21 protein-coding genes and 1 pseudogene are annotated in these 21,939 nt (G+C 67.4%); 12 read left to right on the top strand and 10 right to left on the bottom strand.

Annotated features, from left to right (window positions below; genetic code table 11):
* Positions 1-40: 40 nt before the first annotated feature.
* Positions 41-775, bottom strand: coding sequence for a hypothetical protein (locus OHS59_RS01805; protein ID WP_328491600.1), 735 nt, complete (start codon positions 773-775; stop codon positions 41-43).
* A 466-nt stretch (positions 776-1,241) separates the two neighbouring features.
* Between OHS59_RS01805 and OHS59_RS01810 the strand changes: the two genes are divergently transcribed.
* The 5 genes from OHS59_RS01810 (at position 1,242) to OHS59_RS01830 (ending at position 5,799) form a co-directional block, all read left to right on the top strand.
* On the top strand, positions 1,242-1,649 hold the full coding sequence (locus tag OHS59_RS01810) for a hypothetical protein (RefSeq protein ID WP_328491601.1): 408 nt from the start codon (positions 1,242-1,244) through the stop codon (positions 1,647-1,649).
* Positions 1,650-1,943: 294 nt separating this feature from the next.
* Positions 1,944-2,972: a S66 family peptidase gene (locus tag OHS59_RS01815; protein WP_328491602.1), complete on the top strand. Its 1,029-nt coding sequence runs from the start codon at positions 1,944-1,946 to the stop codon at positions 2,970-2,972.
* 816 nt (positions 2,973-3,788) lie between these two features.
* Positions 3,789-4,289, top strand: a complete 501-nt coding sequence (locus tag OHS59_RS01820) for a lamin tail domain-containing protein (RefSeq protein WP_443061368.1) — start codon at positions 3,789-3,791, stop codon at positions 4,287-4,289.
* Between the two features lie 447 nt (positions 4,290-4,736).
* Positions 4,737-5,150 (top strand): DUF6086 family protein, encoded by a 414-nt coding sequence (locus OHS59_RS01825; RefSeq protein ID WP_328491603.1) that lies wholly within the window; start codon positions 4,737-4,739, stop codon positions 5,148-5,150.
* A gap of 109 nt (positions 5,151-5,259) precedes the next feature.
* A complete protein-coding gene (locus OHS59_RS01830) occupies positions 5,260-5,799 on the top strand; it encodes a hypothetical protein (RefSeq protein WP_328491604.1) in 540 nt (179 codons plus the stop codon).
* A gap of 359 nt (positions 5,800-6,158) precedes the next feature.
* On the opposite strand, the gene OHS59_RS01835 is transcribed toward OHS59_RS01830, so the two are convergent.
* Complete coding sequence (locus OHS59_RS01835) at positions 6,159-6,614, bottom strand: MarR family transcriptional regulator (protein WP_328499010.1); 456 nt, start codon at positions 6,612-6,614, stop codon at positions 6,159-6,161.
* A gap of 147 nt (positions 6,615-6,761) precedes the next feature.
* Between OHS59_RS01835 and OHS59_RS01840 the strand changes: the two genes are divergently transcribed.
* Entirely contained in the window at positions 6,762-7,124 is a 363-nt protein-coding gene (locus OHS59_RS01840) for an HGxxPAAW family protein (protein ID WP_328491605.1), read from the top strand.
* 246 nt (positions 7,125-7,370) lie between these two features.
* Here the strand turns inward: OHS59_RS01840 and OHS59_RS01845 are convergent, their stop codons facing one another.
* On the bottom strand, positions 7,371-8,351 hold the full coding sequence (locus tag OHS59_RS01845; protein WP_328491606.1) for a helix-turn-helix domain-containing protein: 981 nt from the start codon (positions 8,349-8,351) through the stop codon (positions 7,371-7,373).
* A gap of 802 nt (positions 8,352-9,153) precedes the next feature.
* Positions 9,154-9,621, bottom strand: a complete 468-nt coding sequence (locus tag OHS59_RS01850) for a hypothetical protein (protein ID WP_328491607.1) — start codon at positions 9,619-9,621, stop codon at positions 9,154-9,156.
* A 430-nt stretch (positions 9,622-10,051) separates the two neighbouring features.
* Between OHS59_RS01850 and OHS59_RS01855 the strand changes: the two genes are divergently transcribed.
* Positions 10,052-10,744 carry a TetR/AcrR family transcriptional regulator gene (locus OHS59_RS01855; protein ID WP_328491608.1) on the top strand — a complete coding sequence of 231 codons (693 nt, stop codon included), beginning with the start codon at positions 10,052-10,054 and terminating at the stop codon, positions 10,742-10,744.
* A gap of 55 nt (positions 10,745-10,799) precedes the next feature.
* Entirely contained in the window at positions 10,800-12,323 is a 1,524-nt protein-coding gene (locus OHS59_RS01860; protein ID WP_328491609.1) for an FAD-dependent monooxygenase, read from the top strand.
* A 512-nt stretch (positions 12,324-12,835) separates the two neighbouring features.
* On the opposite strand, the gene OHS59_RS01865 is transcribed toward OHS59_RS01860, so the two are convergent.
* The 6 genes from OHS59_RS01865 to OHS59_RS01890 form a co-directional block, all read right to left on the bottom strand.
* Positions 12,836-13,210, bottom strand: coding sequence for a hypothetical protein (locus tag OHS59_RS01865; RefSeq protein WP_328491610.1), 375 nt, complete (start codon positions 13,208-13,210; stop codon positions 12,836-12,838).
* Positions 13,211-13,291: 81 nt separating this feature from the next.
* On the bottom strand, positions 13,292-14,407 hold the full coding sequence (locus tag OHS59_RS01870) for a hypothetical protein (RefSeq protein WP_443061369.1): 1,116 nt from the start codon (positions 14,405-14,407) through the stop codon (positions 13,292-13,294).
* 55 nt (positions 14,408-14,462) lie between these two features.
* Positions 14,463-14,915, bottom strand: a complete 453-nt coding sequence (locus OHS59_RS01875) for a hypothetical protein (protein ID WP_328491611.1) — start codon at positions 14,913-14,915, stop codon at positions 14,463-14,465.
* Positions 14,916-15,544: 629 nt separating this feature from the next.
* The gene (locus tag OHS59_RS01880) at positions 15,545-16,201 is read right to left on the bottom strand and encodes a hypothetical protein (RefSeq protein WP_328491612.1); all 657 of its coding nucleotides are present in this window, start codon (positions 16,199-16,201) and stop codon (positions 15,545-15,547) included.
* Between the two features lie 101 nt (positions 16,202-16,302).
* Complete coding sequence (locus tag OHS59_RS01885; RefSeq protein ID WP_328491613.1) at positions 16,303-16,698, bottom strand: hypothetical protein; 396 nt, start codon at positions 16,696-16,698, stop codon at positions 16,303-16,305.
* A gap of 221 nt (positions 16,699-16,919) precedes the next feature.
* Positions 16,920-17,495, bottom strand: a complete 576-nt coding sequence (locus OHS59_RS01890; RefSeq protein ID WP_328491614.1) for a hypothetical protein — start codon at positions 17,493-17,495, stop codon at positions 16,920-16,922.
* Between the two features lie 1,018 nt (positions 17,496-18,513).
* Here OHS59_RS01890 and OHS59_RS01895 point away from each other — a divergent pair.
* The 4 genes and pseudogenes from OHS59_RS01895 to OHS59_RS01910 all read left to right on the top strand — a co-directional run.
* Positions 18,514-19,377, top strand: a pseudogene (locus OHS59_RS01895) (chitinase); the annotation flags it as partial.
* A 36-nt stretch (positions 19,378-19,413) separates the two neighbouring features.
* Positions 19,414-20,190 carry a polysaccharide lyase family 7 protein gene (locus OHS59_RS01900; protein ID WP_443061370.1) on the top strand — a complete coding sequence of 259 codons (777 nt, stop codon included), beginning with the start codon at positions 19,414-19,416 and terminating at the stop codon, positions 20,188-20,190.
* 502 nt (positions 20,191-20,692) lie between these two features.
* On the top strand, positions 20,693-21,340 hold the full coding sequence (locus tag OHS59_RS01905) for a dihydrofolate reductase family protein (RefSeq protein ID WP_328491615.1): 648 nt from the start codon (positions 20,693-20,695) through the stop codon (positions 21,338-21,340).
* Positions 21,341-21,430: 90 nt separating this feature from the next.
* The gene (locus OHS59_RS01910) at positions 21,431-21,793 is read left to right on the top strand and encodes a cadmium resistance transporter (RefSeq protein ID WP_328499013.1); all 363 of its coding nucleotides are present in this window, start codon (positions 21,431-21,433) and stop codon (positions 21,791-21,793) included.
* Positions 21,794-21,939 lie beyond the last annotated feature (146 nt).

A 21,939-nucleotide genomic window follows, 5' to 3' on the forward strand; every position in this document is an offset into this window, starting at 1 on the left:
CGATGGCTCCACCATCGCAGCGTCGGGAAACAGGCTGTCGTCAGGCGACAGCGGTCCCTTCGGGCGGTCCCCGAGAAGTGAGCGTATGAGTGAGAAGGAGTTGCCGCAGCACGCGGACCGTGTGACCCCGCCGAACCCGCGGGCGCGGCCGGTGCGGTGGCGCGGGCAGCCGCAGGATCAACCGCAGCGGCACCACGGCCCATCCGGCGAGAGCCCGCAGGATGCGGAAGGCAGCCCGCTCCCCGTGCGCGAGCCACAGGCCACACAGCAGTGCGGCCACCAAGTGGGCGGCGAGCATGCCGGTCGTGGAGAAGCCGCCCATGTCGTGGTGCAGGGAATCCATGGCCCCCATGTGGCCCGTCGACCCCATGGAGTGCATGGCGTCCATCCCGTGATCCATGGAGCCCATGGACGTCGACATGGTGGCGTGTTCCGAGCCCGGCGCCGAGGGCGAACCGCACAGCAGCAGGTCCACCCATCGCTGGACGAGCGAACCGCTGCCCGATGTTTCCGGTTGCGCGAGCGCCTGGGTGAGCGAGAACGACGAGTGCAGTACGGCCTGGGCCGCGACCACTACGGAGCCGACCAGCACCGGTCCTCGCTCCCGGCTCGCCAGCCCCCACGCCGCGCCGCCGGTCACCAGCGCTCCCGCGGCCATGGCCCACCAGGGAACCGCGGTGCCCGACATCATGACGTGCCCCAGGGAGGCGAGCAGCACGCAGACGGCCGCGAACACGGCGGCCCTAAGCGCGCGAGAACACCACCCAGCAGTCATGGCCGCCTCATCCTCGCAGTCCGGGAATCACGCGTCACGAGAGGGTACGGAAACGACCCCGGTACGCCACTCAAGACACGCTCCGTGATCCACGCCACACCGGGCGCCGGGAGGGCGCCCGGGTGCTCACCACACGGCGCACCGGGCGCCCTTCTCGCCCTGCGCGCCGAGTTTTGATCAGACTGACGGCTGAACCGCCGTACGCCACGAAGCGCACCGCCATCAGTCCCCGGTGCTCTGCCTTTCTGGTACCGCGAGGGGCTGACGTGTGCCTCCCCCTGCCGCTTCCGCCGAGTGGGAAACCGTGCCGTCCCATCGGGCGCCCTTGGCCACGTTCCGCGCTAACGTCCCGACATGGAGGCCCGGAGCGACCGGCTCAGCGGTTCTCACGTTCGCTGCGGCGGCCCACGGGGTCCCGGCCCGCCTACGCACGCCTTCCCGCATACGCACGCCTTTCGGAGATGTCATGCTCCAGACCCGTGAACTGCTGGACAGCCTGTCCGCGAAAGCGCCCCTGAGCGGTGAGACCCTCGCCTTCACCATCGACGTCCTCTCCGTCTGCGAGGAGGCGGTCACCGCCTGCGCGGCGGGAATGACGGCAGAGCACAGCAACCCGTCGATGGCCTCAGCCATCACTCTCGACCTGGACTGCGGCGACGTGGTGCTGGCCACGCGACGGGTGCTGACCGGGGCGACGGGCACTGACGCCGGTCTGCTCGCGGCGCAGTTGGAGGCGTGCATGATCGCCTGTCAGCTCAGTCACGACGCGTGCGGCCTGCACGCGGCACACCATGAGCACTGCCGCCTGTGCGCGGAGGCCACCCAGCAGGCGGCAGACGCCTGCCGCACGGCGCTGGCCGGCCTACGCGGCTGAGTCGCTCACGCAAGAACACTCAGCTCGGCGCAACCAACCGGCACAGCCTTGAGCGGGACCTGGCCGCTCCTCGACCGGCACCTCCGGGTGGGCGAGCGGGCAACGAGCTGTCTCGGCCGCCATCAGGAGTGGATCGACAATCGTGTTGCGTACGTGCGCACAAGAGGTGCACCAGGGCCAGGATTCACTCACAAGGCGTTCTTGAACCAGGTGAACAGGCACCGGCATCCGGACTGTTCGGAGCGCATAGAACTCGCTGTCCTCAGGACACGGCGCTATGTCAAAATCCGGCGCATGGCTGTTCGATACCCGTCCCCCCTGCGCCCCGGTGACCGCGTTGGTGTCACCTCTCCGTCGAGCGGAGTCGCGAAGGAACTGCGCGAGCGCCTCAATGTCGCCGTTCGTGACGTTCAGGACCGTGGGTACGAGGTCGCCATCGGCCGGTGCATGGACGGCTCCGGGCACGTCAGCGCTTCGGCCGCTGACCGCGCGAGCGAGCTGATGTCGATGCTGATCGACCCCGCTGTCAGGGCCATCGTGCCGCCGTGGGGCGGAGAGACAGCGATTGACCTGCTACCGCTGCTCGACTGGGACAGGCTGCGGGAGGCGGAGCCAACCTGGCTTGTCGGTTTCTCCGACATGTCGACTCTGATCACGCCGATGACTCTGCTGACCGGGACGGCGACCGTCCATGGCAACAACCTCATGGACACGCCCTACCGAGTGCCCGAAGGACTGCGATCGTGGCTCGACATCGTCGCGGCGCCCCAGGGGCACCCGTTCACCCAGACCCCGCCCGGTCGCCACCGGACCACCGGCTTCGACGACTTCGCCGCCTGCCCCGACATTCGCGAGTACACGCTCGACTCCGCGGGCTCCTGGACCCGGCTCGACGGCGGCGGTGACATGGAGGCCGAGGGAAGACTGATCGGCGGCTGCATCGACACCCTGTGCAATCTCGCGGGGACGGCCTACCTCGACGCCTCGGCCTTCGCTCGCCACGAGTCCCCGGATGGGCTCCTCGTGTATGTGGAAGCAGCCGACGACAATGCCTTCACCATCTGCCGGAACCTGCACGGCATGAGGCTCGCCGGGTTCTTCGACCGGGCGAACGCCGTTCTCGTCGGCCGGACCAACGCACCCGACAACCGTTCCCTCAGTCAGCACGAGGCCGTCCTCGACGCCCTCGGTTCGCTCAATGTGCCGATCATCGCCGACATCGAGTGCGGCCACGTCCCGCCCTACATGCCGATCGTCAACGGAGCGTACGGCCGTATCGTTCACACACGGAGCCGGAGCGAACTGACGCAGACCTTGAACTGACGTTTCGGTCGATTGCATCAGCCGGCGAGGCTCAGTCCCGGGCCTTCACACGGACTCGGCCTTCCTCGCGGCGATGTTCGGGTATCACGGCGCCGGCACCCCTTGATGTCGTCGGTGTCGGCCAGGGCGTCGGTGGGGGTCTCCCACTGGCGGTGTCCGCACCGCCACCGGCGGGGGTGCCCCTCCCTCCGGGTGAGCGGGTACAGAGTGCGCCACGCGGGAGGTTCGCGGCCTGGTGGTTCCTTGCCTTCTGGCGAAAGCGCAAGAAGCGGCGGTAGCAAGAGAGCCGGTGTCCGATCCATCGGTAGGGCAACGATGACCTGTCCCCGCGCTCCCCGCTCGGCAGGACCGAGCGTCTGCCGTTCGCTCCACCAGCACCCGTACGCGGGCAGGCCGACGGACTGCCGGACAGCCGCCTCGCGCTCATGCCCCGCAAAGGAATCGAACGCTTCCGCGTGCGAGGGAACAGCCAAGCGACACCACGGACACCTGACCCGTTACGGAAAATCGGAGCCGCCGGGCAAGGGCTCGGAGAGCGTGGGCCGGGGGCGCACGCGGAGCTGGAAACCGCTTTCACGCTGATCTTCGGCTGTGGGTGCGGTGGGCACCCAACTGCCTCCAGCGGTCTGTAAGTTGGTTGAGAGTTACATCCGACAGTCACTGAAATGTCCGCATACGGCAACACCGAGCAGGACGCCTGCCGTGACTGGCGGGATGTGGCCAAGCTGTGGGTCCTCGGCACTCGCCGGGAACGCACACTGCCCTCGGTGGCCGGTCAGGGCCGGCCGCCGGGACGCGCACCATTGGGGGATTTTCGTGTCGTCACGCTCTACCCGCCGAATCGCCGCCGCGGTCCTCGCCGCCGGCGCAGCCCTCGGCGCCACCGCCCTGCCCGCCACCGCGGCGGACAGCGACCGCCAGCAGGCCCGCCGCTCGCACGTCGAGATCAGCGCCGTGCAGTACGACTCGCCCGGCTACGACAACGGCTCCAACCGCTCCCTGAACAAGGAGTGGGTCGAGATCACCAACGACGGCCGTCGCGCCGTCAACCTGGAGGGCTGGACACTGGCCGACGAGGACGGCAACACCTTCACCTTCCGCCACTACCGCCTGCGCGGCCACGAGAGTGTCCGCGTCCACACCGGCGAGGGCCGCGACCGCGACGGGCACCTCTTCCAGGACCGCGACGAGTACGTGTGGGACAACCGCTCCGACACCGCCACCCTGCGCAACGACCACGACCGCCGGGTCGACCGCGAGTCCTGGGGCCGCGGCCACGGTGGTGGCCACGGCGGTGGCGGCCACCACCGCCGCTGATCCTCACCCACCCCGGCCCGAGCCAAGACCCTGAAGTAGCGGATTCCAGTACGGCTTGACCCACAGCGGCATCCCCAACGGCTTGATCAACCGCCGGGGATGCCGCTGCTCACGTGGGCCGGCACGCTGACGCCTGACGACTTGGGGCCACCCTGCCGGGACTTCGGCGTTTGCGGTTTTTCGCCACAACCACGAACAGGACCACAGCAACGAAGACGACGCCCAAAATGATGCTGATCACCGTGCTGCCGCTACTCGCACCACCGCCCGGCGGAACGAAGGGAACCTGCGCTGCCCGAGATTGGGCCGGTGTCGTGCGGCTGCCGGACGCCACGGCCCTGGACAGCGTTGTGAGATCTGTACGGGGGTCTCGGCTCTGGCTCACTTCTCATCGAGGGCTGACCGACCGTAATGTCGGCCTCCTGTGACCAGCGGTGAAAGGCTGATGTGAGCCAGTACTACGACTTGGGCGACCAAACCCTGTGGAACCCGTCCAACGGGGCGTCCCGGCTGTTCATGAGCCAAGTCATGGTCTGTCAAGCCGCAGTGGGTCTGCCGTCCGGCATCGGCCCCATGGAATCCGATGAGTGTCAGATCGACCCCATCGCATTCGCAGTGTTCGTCGACGCCCTGCTCGCCTGGCATGGCAGAACTAGACACGCCATCATGGCCACGCTGTCCGAAGGGTTCGTTGCCACGGTGCTGGCCCTGGCCGAGAAAGCGAACATCGAGGTGAACTGGCAGGCCGCCGAGCGCGCCGAGAGCCACTGCCTCAAGACGGCTTCGGACCCCCATGCAAAGGAGTGGGCAGCCGCACTGCAGCAGAAGTCGAGGGAGCTCGTCCGACACATGTCGTCCTGAGCTTCATCTGCGGTTCGTTGTCATGGCTTGCGCGTGGATCTCCGGTCGCGCAAGAGTTCGGCCAACTACGGAGTTCAAGGTGTCTTGCGGCAGGACGGGGACAGGCAAGGTGTGCAGTACGGATCTGGCAGCCAAGGAGACGGCGATAGCTCGGTTCCTCCAGGAGTACCCGCGGGCGGTTGAAGCGGGCCGTGGCCATCCCGCCCTCCACGGGTGTGAAGATGTCCGCTGGTCCGAGTTCCCGGAGTGCCCGGCGGCGATCCCGGTCCTGCTGCACGGTCTTCTCGATCAGGCTGCCGCGCCAGAGGCCGAGCGCGTACTCACCAACTCCATTCTCAACAGCGTCAGGGAGATGAACCTGGCCATGCCGACAGTGCTGCCGTTCCTGCTTCGCCTTGCCAGCGACCCGCAGGTTCCTGTGCAGTCCGACCTGCTGCATCTCCTGGTCTCGATCGCCGGCTTCTCCGAACCGATCGACGGACGCAACGAAGCTATGGTGCACTGGTTCGGCAGTGACAGCGATCATCCCGAGCGTGAACAGTGCCGGGCCGTGTTCGCGGAGAACGCGAGCGTAGTAACGCTGCTGGCGGAGGAATTGACCCGTCCTGACGATCGAGCGCGGCTTCGACAGGCTGCCGGGCTCATGTGAGTTCCCGCGTTCAGACCGCTTCCATGACCGCGGGCGGGGTTGGGGTGGTCAAGGAGGGGCCCAGAGGTGGCCGACGGCGTACAGACGGTCGTTCTTCACCCACTGGGGTCTTCCTCACCCGGCCCGCGCTTCTCCCTGGACGTGGGCCGGCCATCTGCCGCGGTGCGTGCCACGCCGCGTGCGTGCTGACCAGCCGTGGTCGGGGCAGGCGCGGCACGAGGGGGCCCGTGGAAGGAGCACCTCGACAGCGCCGACCGCCTGTGAAACAGCGAGGCTGCGGACGATGTGGACGACGTCGCAGCACCGGTGCCCCCCACTCCGATCCCGGTGGGGCATAGCCATCAGCCTCGGCGAAGGTGCTATTCACCTGCCGGTGGTGAGGCTGTCACGGCCTGCCGGATTTCATTCAACTCCTCGTCGAACAGGGCCCGGGCGCGGGTGAACCAGTCCGTCAGCACGGCGATCTCATCGGCTTCGTAGTCACCGAAGAGCAGGGCCAGACGCTGGTAGAAGGGACCGTACACCTCAAGGATGCGTCCCTGAGCCGTCTCCTCCATGACCACGTACACGCGCCGACGATCGCCCGGGTCGGCGGTACGCCGGATGTAGCCGGCCTTCTCCAGACGGTTCAGTACTCCCGTGACGGCGCCCGTGGTCAGTCTGGCCCGTTCCGCGAGATCGCCGGCGACCAGCGACTCGCCTGCCGTGGACGCCTCGATGAGGAAGCCCAGACAGGTGAGGTCCGTGACATTGAGACCGAGCCGTCGGGCGATGTCCTGTTGCCCGAACTGAGCGGTGGCGATCATCCGGTCCATGGCGTAGAGCGCCTGGTCGGCCGTCGCGGCCGGGCGCGCCTTGCGATCGCTCACAATATCCCCTTACCATCTAAGTAACTTAGCTCGCGAGATAAAATATAGCTGGCGGCTGCTTCGGTTCATCCTCACAGCTCTCAAGGAGTGATCATGTTCATCCACGGTGACGACGACTACGACATGGGCCACACAGTCGCAGGCTGGACCGGCATGGGCACCGCGTCACTGGGTTTCGGACTGTGCGGCCTAGGAGTGATAGCGGCATCAGGACTCCTCCTGCTTGCGGGTGCGGCAGCGCTCGTCCTGGCGCTGCTGGCCACTTGGATGCTTCACCTGACGGGCTGGGGCAAGCCGAGCGGCCCCCGCCCGGTCGCTCAGGGGGACTGGCGAGTCAGAGACCTCAGCGCCCGCAGCGACCACCCCGACTGCCTCGGCTGCCGCCTCGCGGGGCGGCAGGCAACTCACCAGCCAGCCGGAGACCGTCCGGTGGAGCCCGCCCTTGCAGACGCCTGAGGGAGAACCACCACCTGACCGAGGGGTCGCGCCGACGCGGCGGACGGATCGGCGGCCAGAATCCATCCGTGCGGCTCGTGCGATCTCGTACACGCGCCACGGTGGAGAACTCACGTCAGCGCGGAACCCCGATCCGAGGTCAGTCATGCGCCGCCCCGTCCCTCTGGCCATAGCCACGAGCCCACCCAGGGTCTGGTCGGGTCGCGTCACGCACTCTCAAAGCGACTCGGACCGTAAAGCACAAGCTCAGCCCGGGGGCAGGACGTGACTGCGCCGGCGAAACTGGCGTGGAGAGACGCCGTAGACGCTGCGAAACGCCTGGCTGAAATACGCGGGGTTGGTGAAGCCCCACCGACTGGCGATCGCGTGGATCGGGCGGGCCGCCAGCCGGGGGTCGGCAAGGTCGCGCCGACACCGCTCCAAGCGGCACTCACGGATCCAGCCGGCGACGGTGCGTCCGTCCTGCTGGAACAGCTTGTGCAGGTAGCGCAGGGAGATGTGGTGGGCCGCGGCGATCGTGGCCGGGCCGAGCTCCGGCCTGTGGAGGTTGTTCCGGACAAAAGCATGGACCTGGGCCATGAGCGCTCGCTGCCGGGTATGGGGCGGCACCGTGGACTGCGTGTCCAGCGCATCGGCGAGTGCCGTGGCCAGCACATCGAGGATGAGGGTGGAGAGCCGGGAAGTCCGGGACGGACTGAGCACGGGCAGTTGCTGGGCGAGTTGCACCAGGAACTGGGACGACAGCGCACCGATGCCTTGGGTTCCGGGGATACGCATACCGCTCAGGCGGCGCAGGTCCCGGTCGGGCAGTGACAACAGGGAGCGCGGGAAGTGCAGCAGCATCACTTGGCTCCCCCGCGCGTACGGCGCATGCTCGACCTGATACGGACGCGAGGTGTCGACCAGGACCATATCCCCTGCGCCTTGCTCCGCGCGCTGACCGTTGTGTGTCACGGTGGCGGCCCCGCGCACGGTGCACGCCAGCTCGAACACCTCGGGGTCTGCCTGACGGATGAGTTGGTGGGTGCGGTGCGCAGAATGGGGGGTCACGGTTACCAGGCTTGCCCGCACGGGGCCGAAGGCACTGAAACCGACATGCGCCCGAAACGCGCTCTGCATCTGCGCGTCGCACCGTAACTCGAAGGGCACATGGAGCTTCGTGTTCATCTCGCGCCAGAAGGCGAACCGCTCATGCGCCGGGATCTGGTCAGTGCTGACGACGTCCATGGGCTCAGTATTGTCGCGGCGGGTCGCAGCGGCAGCATGCGAATGAGTCAAACGGTTGAGGTTTGTCCATAGGAACACCTAGATCTTTGGCCCAGGATTTCTGGGTTGGCCACCCATCCTGTGGTCGTCCCAGTCGATACCGTCGTCGTGCTCCTTGCTTCCTGCGAGTCCGAGGAACCCCAGAAGGGGCAGCAGAATGAGGACAATCCCGCATATGGCGCCTACAGCGACGTATGCCATGGCTGCGGCGATGACCCAGAACGTGACGTCACACGAGAGGCGAGCCCATCGCGGGAACGGTGAACGCCACGCATGGTAGCGGCGATACGTGCGCCTGATCCGGCCAAGCCTCACCCGGCCTGCAGCCTTGCTCATGAAATTAGCGTGTCCTTTCGAGACGGTCGACGGAGTCATAATGCACTTGTTCGTCGTTTCTTGCGTGGATCAGAAATATGCCCAGGCAGCCGCGCACCCTCGACAAAGAGCACCGCCGCGTCCATCCGGCTGTCGAAGCACACTTCACTAACTCGTCACCAAGAAGAGCAGGAAAGCCAAACACCACGGAGGCTCACGAGTCAAATTCTAAGAAATCACCATGAAAGAAACCTCAAGGGGAACCATTCTCGATCAACCCGCAACACTCATCAGTCACAGAGGAAGCAATTTGAGAATCGACTCACCAAACAGGTACACCTGAATCGTTTCCCGCCGTCAATCGCTCAACCCGCGAAAGGTTCGATCAATGACCGAGTAGCTCGTGCTGCTGACGGTTGAGTGCCCGGGACGGCTTCCCGGCGCCGGGTCAGCCCAGCTTCTCGTGGGCCGCGTCGAGGAAGGTGTTCATGGGTCCGCGTATGTGGTTCCACGCGGCCTCGGACCCACCGAGGTCCTCCCACAGGACGTGATGCACGGCGCCCGCGTAGTCCCAGGCGAGTTGGTAGAGCTTCGGGCCGATCAGGACGAGGATCATCCGCTCGCAGATCCAGAGGCGTTCGATGAGTGCCCGCTCGGCGGCGAGCCACTCGGGTGTGCGGCCGGAGGACCAGTCGGAGGCCTCGTAGCGTTCTTCTGCGAGGCGTACGCCTTGCTGCGTGAGCTGGATGAACTCCCTCATCACGTCGAGCCGTTCGGTTCGGCGGGCCTCGGCCAGTTGCGTGGCCTGGCGCTTGTCCTCGGTGCGGGCGGCCTGGCGTGCGGTGGTGAGTTGGGCCAGGTAGGACATGCCGCCGCCAAGTACGACACCGATCAACGACGCCCAGAGCTGATTCACTCGTACACGTTAGCCTCAGGGCTGATGTTGTTACCTCCGATGCGCCGTTGAACATGTGAGGGCGGTCTCGTCGAACCGCACCTCGCCACCATCCAACCCTCAGATCCGGGACACGGTCTCAACTCTGCCCTCCATGGACGCAGCCCACGGATGCCGCCGATCAAGGCGTCAACCAAGACGCCATCCGCTTGTCGGGTACGGAGCTGACCCGGTCGAACAGGGGTCCTGAGCGAGTGATCGTGTGAGGGTCGGCTCGTGGCGACGGGGCCTGTTGGTGGTTCCGAGGTGCAATCACCCACCGAGTACCGAAAGCCTCCGCCACGCCGCTCGTACGCACTCGGTTCGTCGCGGCAGGATGCGACGTCGCCGGAACCTGTTTGGAGCGATGAACCAATTTGGTTCGGCGCTCCACATATGTCAGGGTGGACGCATGCCGACTGCAAGCGGCCGCCCCGGGCGGCGTAACCAGGTGCTTTCCCGAGAGCTGATCATCGAGACCGCTGTGGAGCTGCTCGATGCGGGCGGTGAGGGCGCGCTGACGACTCGGGCGCTGACCGAGCGTCTGGCCACCGGGTCCGGGGCGATCTACTACCGCGTGGGAACCCGCGACGAGTTGCTGGCCAGCGCGACGGAATCGGTCGTCATTGCCGCGCTGGCCGCCGTACCGGCCGGAGCCGCGGCCACGCCCTCGGAGGAGATCCGTACCGTCGCGCTGGCTCTGTTCGATGCGATCGCCGAACACCCGTGGCTGGCGACGCTGTTGACCCTGCAGATCGTCCGCAATCCGGTCGGCCCTGTGACAGTGGAGATCTTCGAGCGGATCGGTCGGCAGGTGGGTGCGCTGGAGGTGCCACAGGTCTCTTGGTTCGACGCGACCTCGACGCTCGTGCATTTCATTCTCGGAGCGATCAGCCAGAACGCCCGCATCGAGGGAGACACCTCCGGCGTCGAGCCCGATCGCGAGGACTTCATCGATGCGACGGCGACGGCGTGGCGGGAGCTGGACCCCGTCGACCACCCGTTCATGCACGCCGTCGTCGGCCAGATGAGCGAGCACGACGACCGCGAGCAGTTCCTCGCCGGGATCGCCATCGTCCTCGCCGGTCTCCCCCGCCTTCACTGACCCGCCGACACCGGCCGGGCGCGCCCCGTGTGTTCGTATCGGAAGGGAATCTCTCATGCACGACGTAGTGATCGCGGGCGGCGGCCCGGTCGGCCTGTTCCTGGCCGGCGAGCTCGCCCTGAAGGGCTGTTCCGTTCTGGTCCTGGAGCGCGATGAGAAGCTCAGCTCGCCGTGGAAGGCGCTTCCCCTGGGCATGCGCGGTCTGAGCACCGGATCCGCCGAGACGTTGTACCGGCGCGGACTGCTCGACGCGGTGATCAGCGCTTCAGGCGCAGATGTGACGAAGGTCGGCGCCGCCCCCGACGCGGTCGAGACACCGGACCCCCGCGACGTGAGTCACTTTGCGGGCATGGGCCTCAACGCGGCCGACATAGACGTCGGTGCCCTTCCGTTCCGGCTGCCCGGTCCGGCGATGGAAGGCTTCATGACCAGCCTCGAAGCCGTCAGCACGGTCCTGGCCGAGCGCGCCGGTGCCCTCGGCGTCCGGATCGTCCGGAGTTCCGCCGTCACGGCCGTGGCCCAGGACGACGACAGCGTCGTCGCCACGGCGGGCGGTCAGGAGTACCGGGCGCGCTGGTTGGTGGGATGCGACGGCGGCCGCAGCAGCGTACGTGTGCTGGCCGGCTTCGACTTCGTCGGTACCGAGCCTCTGTTCACCGGCTACGTCGCGAAGGTCACGTTCGCCGACCCAGAGAAGTTGTCGCTCGGATTCAACCTGACGCCCAACGGCATGTACCTGCGCACACCCTTCGACGGGCACCTGGGCATGATGGACTTCGACGGCGGCACGTTCGACCGTTCCCTGCCGCTGACCCGCGAGCACCTCCAAGAGGTACTGCGGCGTATCTCCGGCACCGATGTGACACTGCCCGAGGTTCATCAGGCGTCCACCTTCACCGACCGTGCGATGCAGGTGACGTCCTACCGCAAGGGACGCGTACTGCTGGCCGGCGACGCCGCGCACATCCACTCTCCGCTGGGCGGACAGGGCCTCAACCTGGGCCTCGGCGATGCCATGAACCTCGGCTGGAAGCTCGCGGCCACCGTGCACGGCAGCGCTCCCGAGACACTGCTCGACACCTACCACAGTGAGCGCCACCCCGTCGGCGCCGAGATCCTCGACTGGTCACGCGCCCAGGTGGCGACCATGAAGCCGGGCCCCAACGCCCCCGCGCTGCGCCAGTTGGTCCACGACCTGATGCGGACCACCGACGGAACGACCCACGTCTACCGAAGGACATCGGGACTGTTCCATCGCTACGACCTGGGCAGCACGCACCCGCTCGTCGGCAGCACCGCTCCCGACTTCCGCTTCGAGGACGGTCTCCGTCTCGGCGAACTCCTGCGTGAGGGGCAGGGCGTAGTGCTCGACTTCGGCAGCGACCACGCCCTGCGGACCGCGGCCAAAAGGTGGCAGGGCCGTATCGTCTACGCGGCCGGCCCGGCACGCAATGACCTCGGGTTCGATGCCCTGCTCATACGCCCGGACGGCGTCGTCGCCTGGACCGGTGGGCCCACTCTCGACTGCGAAGCGTTCGAGCAGGCCGCCACCTGCTGGTTCGCCGGCCCGGAGAGCTAGAGCCACCAGACCGCCGCCAGACCTGCTGTGCCGGGCACCGCAGCAGGTGCCGCTTCGCCGTCGCGTCCGGGAACGGGACCTGCTGCACAGCAGGACAACGCAACGAGTGGCTCCGGGCGCACGACATATGCGTCGAAGCTCCGGCCGGCGCAGGCGACTTGATCGGTCGCCTGCGCCAACCGGAGCTTCGCTTCGTACGTGGTGGGTCGCCGGCGCGATATCGGGATCCGCTACCAAGCGGCCACGTCCAGCCAGTTGATGGACCCGCCCAGCCCGTTGTCGGCGCTCTGACTTTCCGGAGTCACTTACGGATCGGTCCGCCGGCTCTCAGCAGTGCCGCGGGCCGTGCGTGCTTGGATCGGCATCGAACGAGCCCGTCGTGTGCACCCGGTCCGCCGGAACACAGCCCCGCCCGTCGTGGTCATGATGGACCCGATCGGCGGCGGTTCTCGATCTCAGTCGAAAGACGCCGTGGGACGGTCCGGCTCTTTTCCGTACTGTCCCTGCCTGGGCTAGCAGTCACGCACCGGGTTCGTCTCGCTGTAGATGGCGGTGTCCTTCATCCAGCCCAGACGCCCGTTGTCGGCGACGGTCATGAGCCAGCGCGTCGGGTGGGGTCCGCCCACGTAGGCCTGTCCGTCGAGCTTGCAGTAGAACCAACTCGGGTTCGAAAACATGGTTCCGACCACGTCGTTGGGATTGGGATACAGGTGATTGTTGCCTATCGAGCCGTAGACCGCGGCGCCGGAGACGTTCGCGCACCAGTGCCTGATGCCGTCACCGTCCTGCCAACAGCCGTCAGCAGCAGACGCGGACGGCGCTGCAACGGTTGCGCCGAGTGCTGCGGCAATGCCGGCAGCGGCGACCATCAGCTGTCGAAATCGCACGTGGGTGTTCCTCTTCTTTCCAGGGCATGTGTTCACGCCGGGCATGAAGGACCGAGGGGCGCTGTCCGAGGGTCCCGGGAGTCACCGTTCACTTCGACACAGTGGGACGCCGGGCAGTTGATTGTCCGGACTGCTGATGTAGATGTTGCTGACATAGCCTCCGTACTGAGGCAGGTAGGCCCACCACTGGTTGGTGTACGGGGGGACCGAGACGGTCTGGCCCTCCTTCTGGCAGCCGACCAGCACCTCGACCCCCGCGGGGAGTTGGGTGAGCGCGTCGTTGCCGGTCGTGGCACCGGGGCGGACGTTGACGCCGGAGCTCCAGGTGCCGAACCACGTGCCTGTCGGGCGCACTGCGCCCGGAACGTTCAGTGAACGGGTCAGCCTGCCGATGTCGGTGTAGGCCTTGCCGTAGGAGGTGCCGGTGGGGTGCAGGGTGAAAGCGACCACGATGGAGCGGTCCCCGGAGCCCACCGTCCCGGTCGTGTGCAGCGCGGGGTGCGTCACGTCGACGTCAGCCGCCTCGGTGCCGCGGGCCGACGTGTCGGAGGGACACGTACCGTCGTCGCGGTCGCCGAAGCCCGACCAGCCCTGCTTCACCGCCCAGGGGCGGTCGAAGGCGCCCGCGATACCGAAGTGCTGGTCGAAGAGGTCGGTGGTGGAGCAGCGGGTGGACTGCCTCAGCTGGCCCATGATCAGTTCGCGTACGGTGGCGGGCGCCGTGTCGAGCAGGTAGCGGTAGACCTTCACGGTGTCGGCGGCCGTCGTGGCCGAGTAGCCCCACATACCGTCCTGGCCGTCCGGTGGCCGGGTCGTGTTGTCGAGCTTCAGCTCGCGGGACATCCGGTCGACGATCGCGCCGCCGCCGTTACGCACCCAGAAGTCACTGGCCGCGTCGTCGTCGCTGCTGCGGAGCATGGAGTTGAACTGGGCCCGGTCGCCGGCGGGGATCTCGTAGGCCGGGCCGCGCTTCCACAGATAGTCCAGCGCGATCAGGAGTTTGACCACGGAGGCCGATCTGAACTGCATGGTCGTGTTCAGTTGCTCGGTGAAAGTGCCGGTCTGCCGGTCGAAGACGGCGACTCCTGCCGTCACCCCCGCCGGCACCGTGACGGTGGCCGCGGCGCGCGGCGCGGGCGATGCCGTGTCCGCTGCCGCCACTGCCGTCGGGCTCAGCATGGCCGTCATCACTGCCATGGCCACTGCACACCATGCCGCTACGAGACGAGGGCTGCTCCATCGGGGCATGGGCTCAGTACCAGTTCGTGCGGTCGAGGACGCCGCCGTCGCACACCAGCGCCGCGCGGGACACCCGCCCGTTGAGGTTGTTGCCGATCTTGGTGTACGCGTAGGTGAGTCCGGCCTCGACCGGTTCGGACGTGTTCACCCAGCTGCTACCGCCGTCGTCCGAACGGTCCAGGTAGGCCGAGCAGTTGCTGGGGGCGTTCTCGATCCGGGCGAAGGAACCGCAGCCACCGTTGTAGAAGTACTTCAGCGTGATGGTGCGACCGCCGTAGCTGACGGTGCGGTTCGCGACCGGGGAGTAGTAGGAGCCGGAGCACGACGTGGACTCCGGATAGAGGCCCTCGTTCGCGTAGGAGCCGTAGCCCTGGCTGGCCGCGTGGGCCGCGCCCGGCGTGGTGAGCAGCAGTCCGCCCGCCGCCGCGGCGGCACCGAGTAACCGCAGTGAAGGTGAGGTGCGCATGGTGGTCTTCCCGTCCCGAGTGGTGACTCGGCCGTGTGTGCCGAGCCTGCGGGGAGGAGCGTCGCCCGGATCGCGCTCTCGGAGCAATCTGTTCGACGTATATCGAAAGGCCCTCGCGGAGAGATTCGATGTGCAGGTCGCTGGCTACGGAGCCCGCTCAGCCCTTTCCGGGCAGCCGCGGCGGCGCCCAACGGCGTGACGTGGTGAATGACCGCACCGCCACTCGTCGGCGCCGGAAGTCGAGCAGTCGTGCCTCGCGGAGGATCCCGGCGTGGTGGCTCGCACTGACCGAGGAGACGCCTGAGCGGCTTGGCCAGATCCGTGGTCGTACAGCTGTTGGCGGTGGTCCGAAGGATCATGGCCCGTGTCGTGCCCATCAGCGCGCCGAACACGATCTCTGGGGCGCCCGGCGGCGCGCCGGCGTCTCCCGCCAGCCAGAGCGGATCATGTTCGATCGCGTGCACGAGCCCCGGAGTCAGCGCCGGGTCCTTGAAGCTTCCGCTCCACCGAAACGCCCTCAACTACGGATCAGGTCCACCGGGTTGTCGGCTGGGACGGTTGGCTCGGTGCGCTCTCGTCGCCGTACGGGCCCGGTCATCAGGCTGAGCGCGGCGGCAGTCGCTCCGCGCCTACGGCCGCGGCGTGCTGTCCCAGCGCCATGTGGTGAGACGAGGGTGCCCGGGCAGTTCCGTGCGCCCGGTGGCCCACAACAGCGTGAGCCAGGGATCCGCGCTGCCCGGGGCTTCAGGGAACAGACGGGCGAGTACTCGCGAGCAGAGAGCGGATGGCGGGGTCCAGGTAAGCCCGAAGCCTTCCGCCAGATCGTGCGTGTGAACCAGTGTCTCCACTACCCCCATGGCCGCGAAGCCCTCGGGGTCCGACACCCCGCTGGCGTGGTGGGCGCGGACCTGGGGCGACGTCGTACGCACCATGGCGACCAGCAGCGCGCCGCTCGCCTCCAGCACCTGAAGCAGGCCGGCCGGGCCCGCGTCGCGGTCCGCGAAGAGGAAGTTCCAAGGTCCGCCCGGCCTCTTCTGGGTCAGCGCGATGGGCACATGGGTGTCCAACGGCGGGCTCTGCGGCCCCAGTTGGACGGCGTAGTAGAACAGGTCGTCGGCGAGGTGTTCGAGGGTCTCCCAGCAGTCCCACTCCAGCGAACCGGCCTTGCCGTCCCACCCCGTTGCGGGTGCCTCACGAAGGACGCCCACGGCGAGCCGTACGGCAAGGTCGATGTCGTCCGCGGTGACGGGAGACAACACTGATCCGGTTTCGCCTGATCGTGACATGCCAGCACCGTATCGCGATGGGAGCGGGCAGCCCTTTCCAACTGGTCACTTCGGGAACCGAGATCGTCACACCGACCCGGCCCACCACCACGGACGACGCACTAGCTGGTGGGTGATTCAGCGGGCAGTAGAGGCACGGTGATGGTGAGGTGTTCGTCGGTGGTCGGCAGGGCGGTGGCAAGAGCGTTCATACGAGTTGCGAGGTGGCCGATCACCCGGCTGGTCAGTTCCTCGTCCCATACCGCTGTGCCTTCCGGTGGCAGGCGCATCTCCTCCCTGACAGGTGGGTTGTCACCGAGATAACGTGCGGTGTCCTTGTTGACGACCCAACAGGCCAGTGCGATCTTCACCTGCCCGGGTGCCGCCCACTGCGCCCGTACGTGGGCGCACATACTGAAGTCGTCCCCGCCGAATGTGACCGTCGTGGAGAACGCCCTGCCACGGGGATACTGCCGTAACAGCTTGAGCACTGTTGGTTCCACAACGGCTCGCGCCATCGGTTCCGTGTACACCGTCCGCCCCCCCTGTCGAGCCTGGCCTTCAGCATCCCAGACGGGGCCTGCGACGGACAGATCGGCCGCCGCCCAGCCGTTTCCCCCTCCAGGCAAACGCTGTGTACCTCGTGAGCATGCGAACGGCGCCGCACCCTGGGGGTGCTGATCGCCGATTCGGTAAATGTCGCGCCTTTCGGCATCGGACGCTCGCAGCGCGGCCCGGCCTACGCGAAACCCTGACCGTCACGGTCCGTTGAACAAGCTCGGGCGGCCGCCGTCAGCTCCTGAACCGCGTCGATCACGCTGCCCACCACCTCGGGCAGCGGCCTGGACGCGTCGACGACCGTCGCCCCACGGCCTTCATAGAGCGACCGCATCAGAGGATTCCACTTCAGGGCCGCCGCGAGCTCTTCGGGATGGCGGCCGAAAGTGTTCGTGGTGCGGGTCGCGAGCCGGTGGCGGAGGGTGTCTTCGTCGATCAACAGGCACACAGTCATGTCGAAGAGATCGAGGACGTCTGCCTCGTTCTCCGCCGACCCGCACAAGAACGCGATCCGGGAACGTGACTCCTCGGCAAGGGCCTCAACGCGCTCGCGCACGATCGCCCACCCGTATCGATCGAGCCAGCCCCCGGGAACCGGATCCGGAGGATCCACCACGACCTCGCCCGTGGCCCGGTCGATCCAGCGACTGAAACCGTCGTCGTCGGCGTCGAGCGCGACGTAGCCGCGGGCTCTCAACACCCCGCCGACCGTGGATTTTCCAGTGCCCGAGTTGCCCGTCACCCACACCAGAGTCATGCCGCCAGCGTAGACATGACCATCCCGGACCGGCGACGCTTTCGCCGCAATCAGGCACGGCATGGCTTCGGCCGAGTGACTGCTTCCGAGACGATCGGTGGATGGCCGGGGTTCCAGCTCAAACCGGCCGCCCACTTGCGGACGCCTGGACGGTGAACGTGCGACAACTCTGACCCGGCAGGCAAGGGCCGGAACTGTCTATGCGGCTCTACTCCGTTTCGCCCGAAGGCTCGGGGTGCTTCCACTTCCGCGGACTCACCGCGGCCGACCGTCATGGACCAGCACACCGATGAGGGGCCATGGACCGAGACTGTGCCCTTCTTCTCCACCCCGGCGACGCCGACCTCGTTGTAGATGGCGCTCTCTTCGCTGTCGACGCACCTCAGGGGGAAGCCGACGTTCACCGGCTTCACGGAGACCTTGATCTGCCCCTTGCCCCGGCAAAGGACGGCGACAATCAGGGCATCGCCCTTCTTGCCCGCACCGAGCGGGGTCCATCGGTCATGTCGCCCCCGTTCGCAGTCGCTTGATCTTGCAGCACGTCCCATCAGCGAACAAGATCTCCGCGAAAACCCTGAGCGGGACATGAGCTTTCCTTTCATGTCCGGAAGCGCAGTGCTGTACCCGTCCCGGCACGCAGTGCTGCACTCTTCCCGGCGCGAGGACCGGTTCACCGTCGGGCTCACGGGCGGGCCCACGGGCGGGCTCAGCGAGCTCGCGAGTGGCACGGCCGGAGTCGCGGCCGATGCGGCTGCCGCTCCGCACCTCTTGACGCCGTTGGTTCAGACCTTTACGTTCTTCCGCACACCGCATGTTCACAGGTGAACTCATTGTTCACTGACATGAACGAGCCTCCCCCACCGTCTGCTTCTGACGAAAGGCTGCGATCACCCCCATGACCGTACGAATCCGTACTCGTTCCCACGCCCTGCGCGCCGGACTCGCCCTGGCGGCCCTGCCCCTGACGGCGGGTCTCCTCGCCGCCCCGCACGCCGATGCCGCCCCGGCGGCGACCTCGCCAGCCGTCGCCCCGTACCTCTACAACGGCTGGGGCAACCCGCCCAGTCCGACGACGATCACCCAGGCCACCGGCGTGAAGTCGTTCACCCTCGCCTTCATCCTCAGCAACGGCTACTGCAACCCGCAGTGGGACGGCAGCCGTCCGCTCACCGGCGGCGTCGACCAGCGCACCATCACCACGATCCGCAACGGCGGCGGCGACGCCATCCCGTCGTTCGGCGGATACAGCGGCAACAAGCTGGAGAGCTCCTGCTCCAGCGCGGGCGAACTCGCCACCGCCTACCAGAAGGTCATCGACGCCTACGCGCTCAAGGTCATCGACATCGACATCGAGGCCGCCGCGTACGACAGTCCCGCCGTGCAGCAGCGCACCGTCGACGCGCTGAAGACCGTCAAGTCCCGCAACCCGGGCCTGAAGGTGCACATCACCATCGGCACCGGCCAGAGCGGCCCCGACACCAGCCTGATCAAGCGCGCCGCCACGTCGGGCCTCACGGCCGACAGCTGGACCATCATGCCCTTCGACTTCGACGGCGGCAGCCAGAACATGGGCACCCTGACCCTGCGCGCCGCCGAGGGTCTGAAGACCGCACTGAAGCAGGCGTACGGCTACAGCGACGACCAGGCCTATCGGACCATGGGCATCTCCTCCATGAACGGGGTCACCGACCAGAACGAGAAGGTCACCGTCGCCGACTTCCGCACCATCCTCGGCTACGCCCAGCAGCACCATCTGGCCCGGCTCACCTTCTGGTCCGCCAACCGCGACCGGCCCTGCACCGGCGGCGACTCCGAGAGCTGCTCCGGCGTCGGCCAGGCCGCCTGGGACTACACCCGTGTACTCGCCCAGTACACGGGCTGACCCCCACCGTCCCTCCTCGTCGCCGAAGGACCTCACATGATGCGCTTCAAAGCCCTGGCCACCGCCACCGTCGCGGGCCTCGTCGGTACGATCGCCGTCCTGAGCACCGGCAGCGCCGCCGCGGCCGACCCGAACAAGGCTCCGGGCGGCAACTTCGACCTCTCCGTATGGCAGTTGCAGGAGCCGGTCGGCTCGCCCGGCTCACCGACCACCATCTCCTCGTCCCGGCTCCAGGGAGCAAACGGCTTCCAGGACTCGTACTTCTACACCGACACCCGGGACGGAGCGATGACCTTCTGGGCGCCCGAGAAGGGCGTCACCACTCCCAACTCCAAGTACGCCCGCTCCGAACTGCGGGAGATGAACCGCAACGGCGGCGCCGCCGACTGGTCGCTCAGCGGCAGTCACCGTATGAACGCGACCCTGCGTGTGGTGTCGGTGACCTCCAACGTGTGCGTGGGCCAGATCCACCTCGGCTCCGGAGGGTCCTCCACCAAGCCGCTCATCGAGCTGTACTACCGCGCTAACGGCGACATCGTGGCCGGTATCGAGAACTCACCCGCCGGCGGCCAGACCCCGCACACCGTCGGCCACGTCTCGCTCGGCAAGACCTGGACGTACTCCATAGCCGTCTCCGGCGGCCGGACGATCGACCTGACCGTCAACGGAAGCACCACGCATTACACGATCCCGACCTCGTTCGACCCGTACAAGCAGTACTTCAAGGCCGGTTCCTACAACCAGTCCTCATCGGACAGCACCACCAAGGGGGCCCGTGTCGCCTTCTACGGCCTGACGGTCTCGCACAGTTGAGCCTGGGGGTGCGCACCCCTGCCATGGTGCGCACCCCGGTCAACTCAGCTGTGGGGCACCCGGGACGGCCGCTGTCCCCGTCGTCTCACCAACTCCTCACCAGGTCACGGCGCCGGGCACGGCGCCACTCCTCCCGAACGCCGGAGTACGACACGGAAACACCCCCAGGAGTGTGATCGGTCTCCACACCTTCCTGACAGAGGATCCCCATGGGCGACAACGGAGGCTCGGGACCTCGTCTTGGCGGGAAACCACGGGGTGCACACGCGGCGCTGCGTGGGGCCCGTCCGCGGGCGCCCACTGTGCTCCACTCGATCCGGCCCTCGGCGTCGGCCTGGATCGCCACGTTCCCTGACCGGCGAGCCGGTGGCCCCCGTAAGCGGCCACGCGGGGCACGCTCGGGAAGAATATGGGCGCCACTGTCGATCCAGCCCTCTGTCGTTCGACGTCGTGATGTAGGACGCATCACCAGAGGATGCGACAGGACCTGATGAGGGAAGACATGGCACAGCTGCTGCGCGTACAGAATTTCAGCATCTCCAGCGACGGTGTCGCCGCCGGCGAGGACCAGAGCCTGGAGCGGCCTTTCGGCCATCACATCGATCCGGGCAAGCTCTTCGCCTGGGCCGGCGCCACGGCGAGCTGGCCCAACCGCACCGAGCCCGGGGGAAGCCGGGGCCTGGACGACTACTTCACCCGGGATTTCAGTCACAACATCGGCGCCGAGATCATGGGCCGCAACAAGTTCGGACCCCAGCGCGGCCCCTGGCAGAACCATGAGTGGTGCGGCTGGTGGGGTGACGAGCCGCCCTTCCACACGCCGGTGTTCGTCCTGACCCACCACCCGCGTCCATCCATCACGCTCTCCGACACCACGTTCCATTTCGTGGACGCTGACCCGGCCACCGTCCTCGCCCAGGCACAGGAGGCCGCGCAGGGCAAGGACGTCCGGCTCGGCGGCGGCGTGAGCACCGTCCGGGAGTTCCTCGACGCCGACCTCGTCGACACCCTGCACGTGGCCGTCGCACCGGTGAAACTCGGCTCCGGACTACGCCTGTGGGAATCCCCCGACCAACTGCGGGACCGCTTCCACCTGGAAGTCGTGCCCAGCCCCAGCGGCGTCACCCACCACCTCTTCTGGCGCAAGTAGGCAGGAGAGGCAGCCCGGGAACCTCGGCACGGGTGACGGGAGTCGGTAAGGGCTCCCTGTAGCGTCCTGCGGGATCTGTAGCAGCTCGCACTGGGCCTCAAGGCCGCCTGGCAGGCGTGGCAGGACCACCGTAACGGCGAGGACGAGGAGGAGACGCAAGCCAAGGAGGGCGGACCGAGCCCGCTGGAGGTCGCGGCGGTCACCTTCGCCAACGGCGGCGACAACATCGGCGTCTACGTGCCCGTCTTCGCCACCGCCGGCGTCGGTGGGATGAGCGTGTACGCCGTGGTGTTCCTGCTGCTGGTGGCAGTGTGGTGCTTCGCCGGCCGGTTCTTCGCCACCCGACCCGTCATCGCCGAGGCACTCGCCCGCTGGGGCCACATCCTGCTCCCCGTGGTCCTGATCGCGATCGGCCTGCTCATCCTCGTCCAGGGCGGCGCCTTCGGCCTGTGACGCCTCCCTCGCCTGAGAGACGACCGAGGCCAGGCACGTGCAGCAGTGGTGTTCCTCCGCTCACGCCGCCGCTCGGGACATACAACACATGCTCCCGGGCACACGTCGTGCCGCGCGCCTCACGTGCGGAGGTGCGTCATGTGCAG

Source organism: Streptomyces sp. NBC_00414, assembly GCF_036038375.1.
Taxonomy (GTDB): Bacteria; Actinomycetota; Actinomycetes; order Streptomycetales; family Streptomycetaceae; genus Streptomyces.

Excerpts from the sequence above, each read along its gene's own strand:
- OHS59_RS01805 (WP_328491600.1), bottom strand. The coding sequence starts at position 775 with ATGACTGCTGGGTGGTGTTCTCGCGCGCTTAGGGCCGCCGTGTTCGCG.
- OHS59_RS01870 (WP_443061369.1), bottom strand. The coding sequence starts at position 14,407 with ATGGCAGTGATGACGGCCATGCTGAGCCCGACGGCAGTGGCGGCAGCG.
- OHS59_RS01815 (WP_328491602.1), top strand. The coding sequence starts at position 1,944 with ATGGCTGTTCGATACCCGTCCCCCCTGCGCCCCGGTGACCGCGTTGGT.
- OHS59_RS01840 (WP_328491605.1), top strand. The coding sequence starts at position 6,762 with ATGTTCATCCACGGTGACGACGACTACGACATGGGCCACACAGTCGCA.
- OHS59_RS01885 (WP_328491613.1), bottom strand. The coding sequence starts at position 16,698 with ATGGCGCGAGCCGTTGTGGAACCAACAGTGCTCAAGCTGTTACGGCAG.
- OHS59_RS01810 (WP_328491601.1), top strand. The coding sequence starts at position 1,242 with ATGCTCCAGACCCGTGAACTGCTGGACAGCCTGTCCGCGAAAGCGCCC.
- OHS59_RS01835 (WP_328499010.1), bottom strand. The coding sequence starts at position 6,614 with ATGGACCGGATGATCGCCACCGCTCAGTTCGGGCAACAGGACATCGCC.
- OHS59_RS01900 (WP_443061370.1), top strand. The coding sequence starts at position 19,414 with ATGATGCGCTTCAAAGCCCTGGCCACCGCCACCGTCGCGGGCCTCGTC.
- OHS59_RS01860 (WP_328491609.1), top strand. The coding sequence starts at position 10,800 with ATGCACGACGTAGTGATCGCGGGCGGCGGCCCGGTCGGCCTGTTCCTG.
- OHS59_RS01875 (WP_328491611.1), bottom strand. The coding sequence starts at position 14,915 with ATGCGCACCTCACCTTCACTGCGGTTACTCGGTGCCGCCGCGGCGGCG.
- OHS59_RS01905 (WP_328491615.1), top strand. The coding sequence starts at position 20,693 with ATGGCACAGCTGCTGCGCGTACAGAATTTCAGCATCTCCAGCGACGGT.
- OHS59_RS01855 (WP_328491608.1), top strand. The coding sequence starts at position 10,052 with ATGCCGACTGCAAGCGGCCGCCCCGGGCGGCGTAACCAGGTGCTTTCC.
- OHS59_RS01845 (WP_328491606.1), bottom strand. The coding sequence starts at position 8,351 with ATGGACGTCGTCAGCACTGACCAGATCCCGGCGCATGAGCGGTTCGCC.
- OHS59_RS01890 (WP_328491614.1), bottom strand. The coding sequence starts at position 17,495 with ATGACTCTGGTGTGGGTGACGGGCAACTCGGGCACTGGAAAATCCACG.
- OHS59_RS01880 (WP_328491612.1), bottom strand. The coding sequence starts at position 16,201 with ATGTCACGATCAGGCGAAACCGGATCAGTGTTGTCTCCCGTCACCGCG.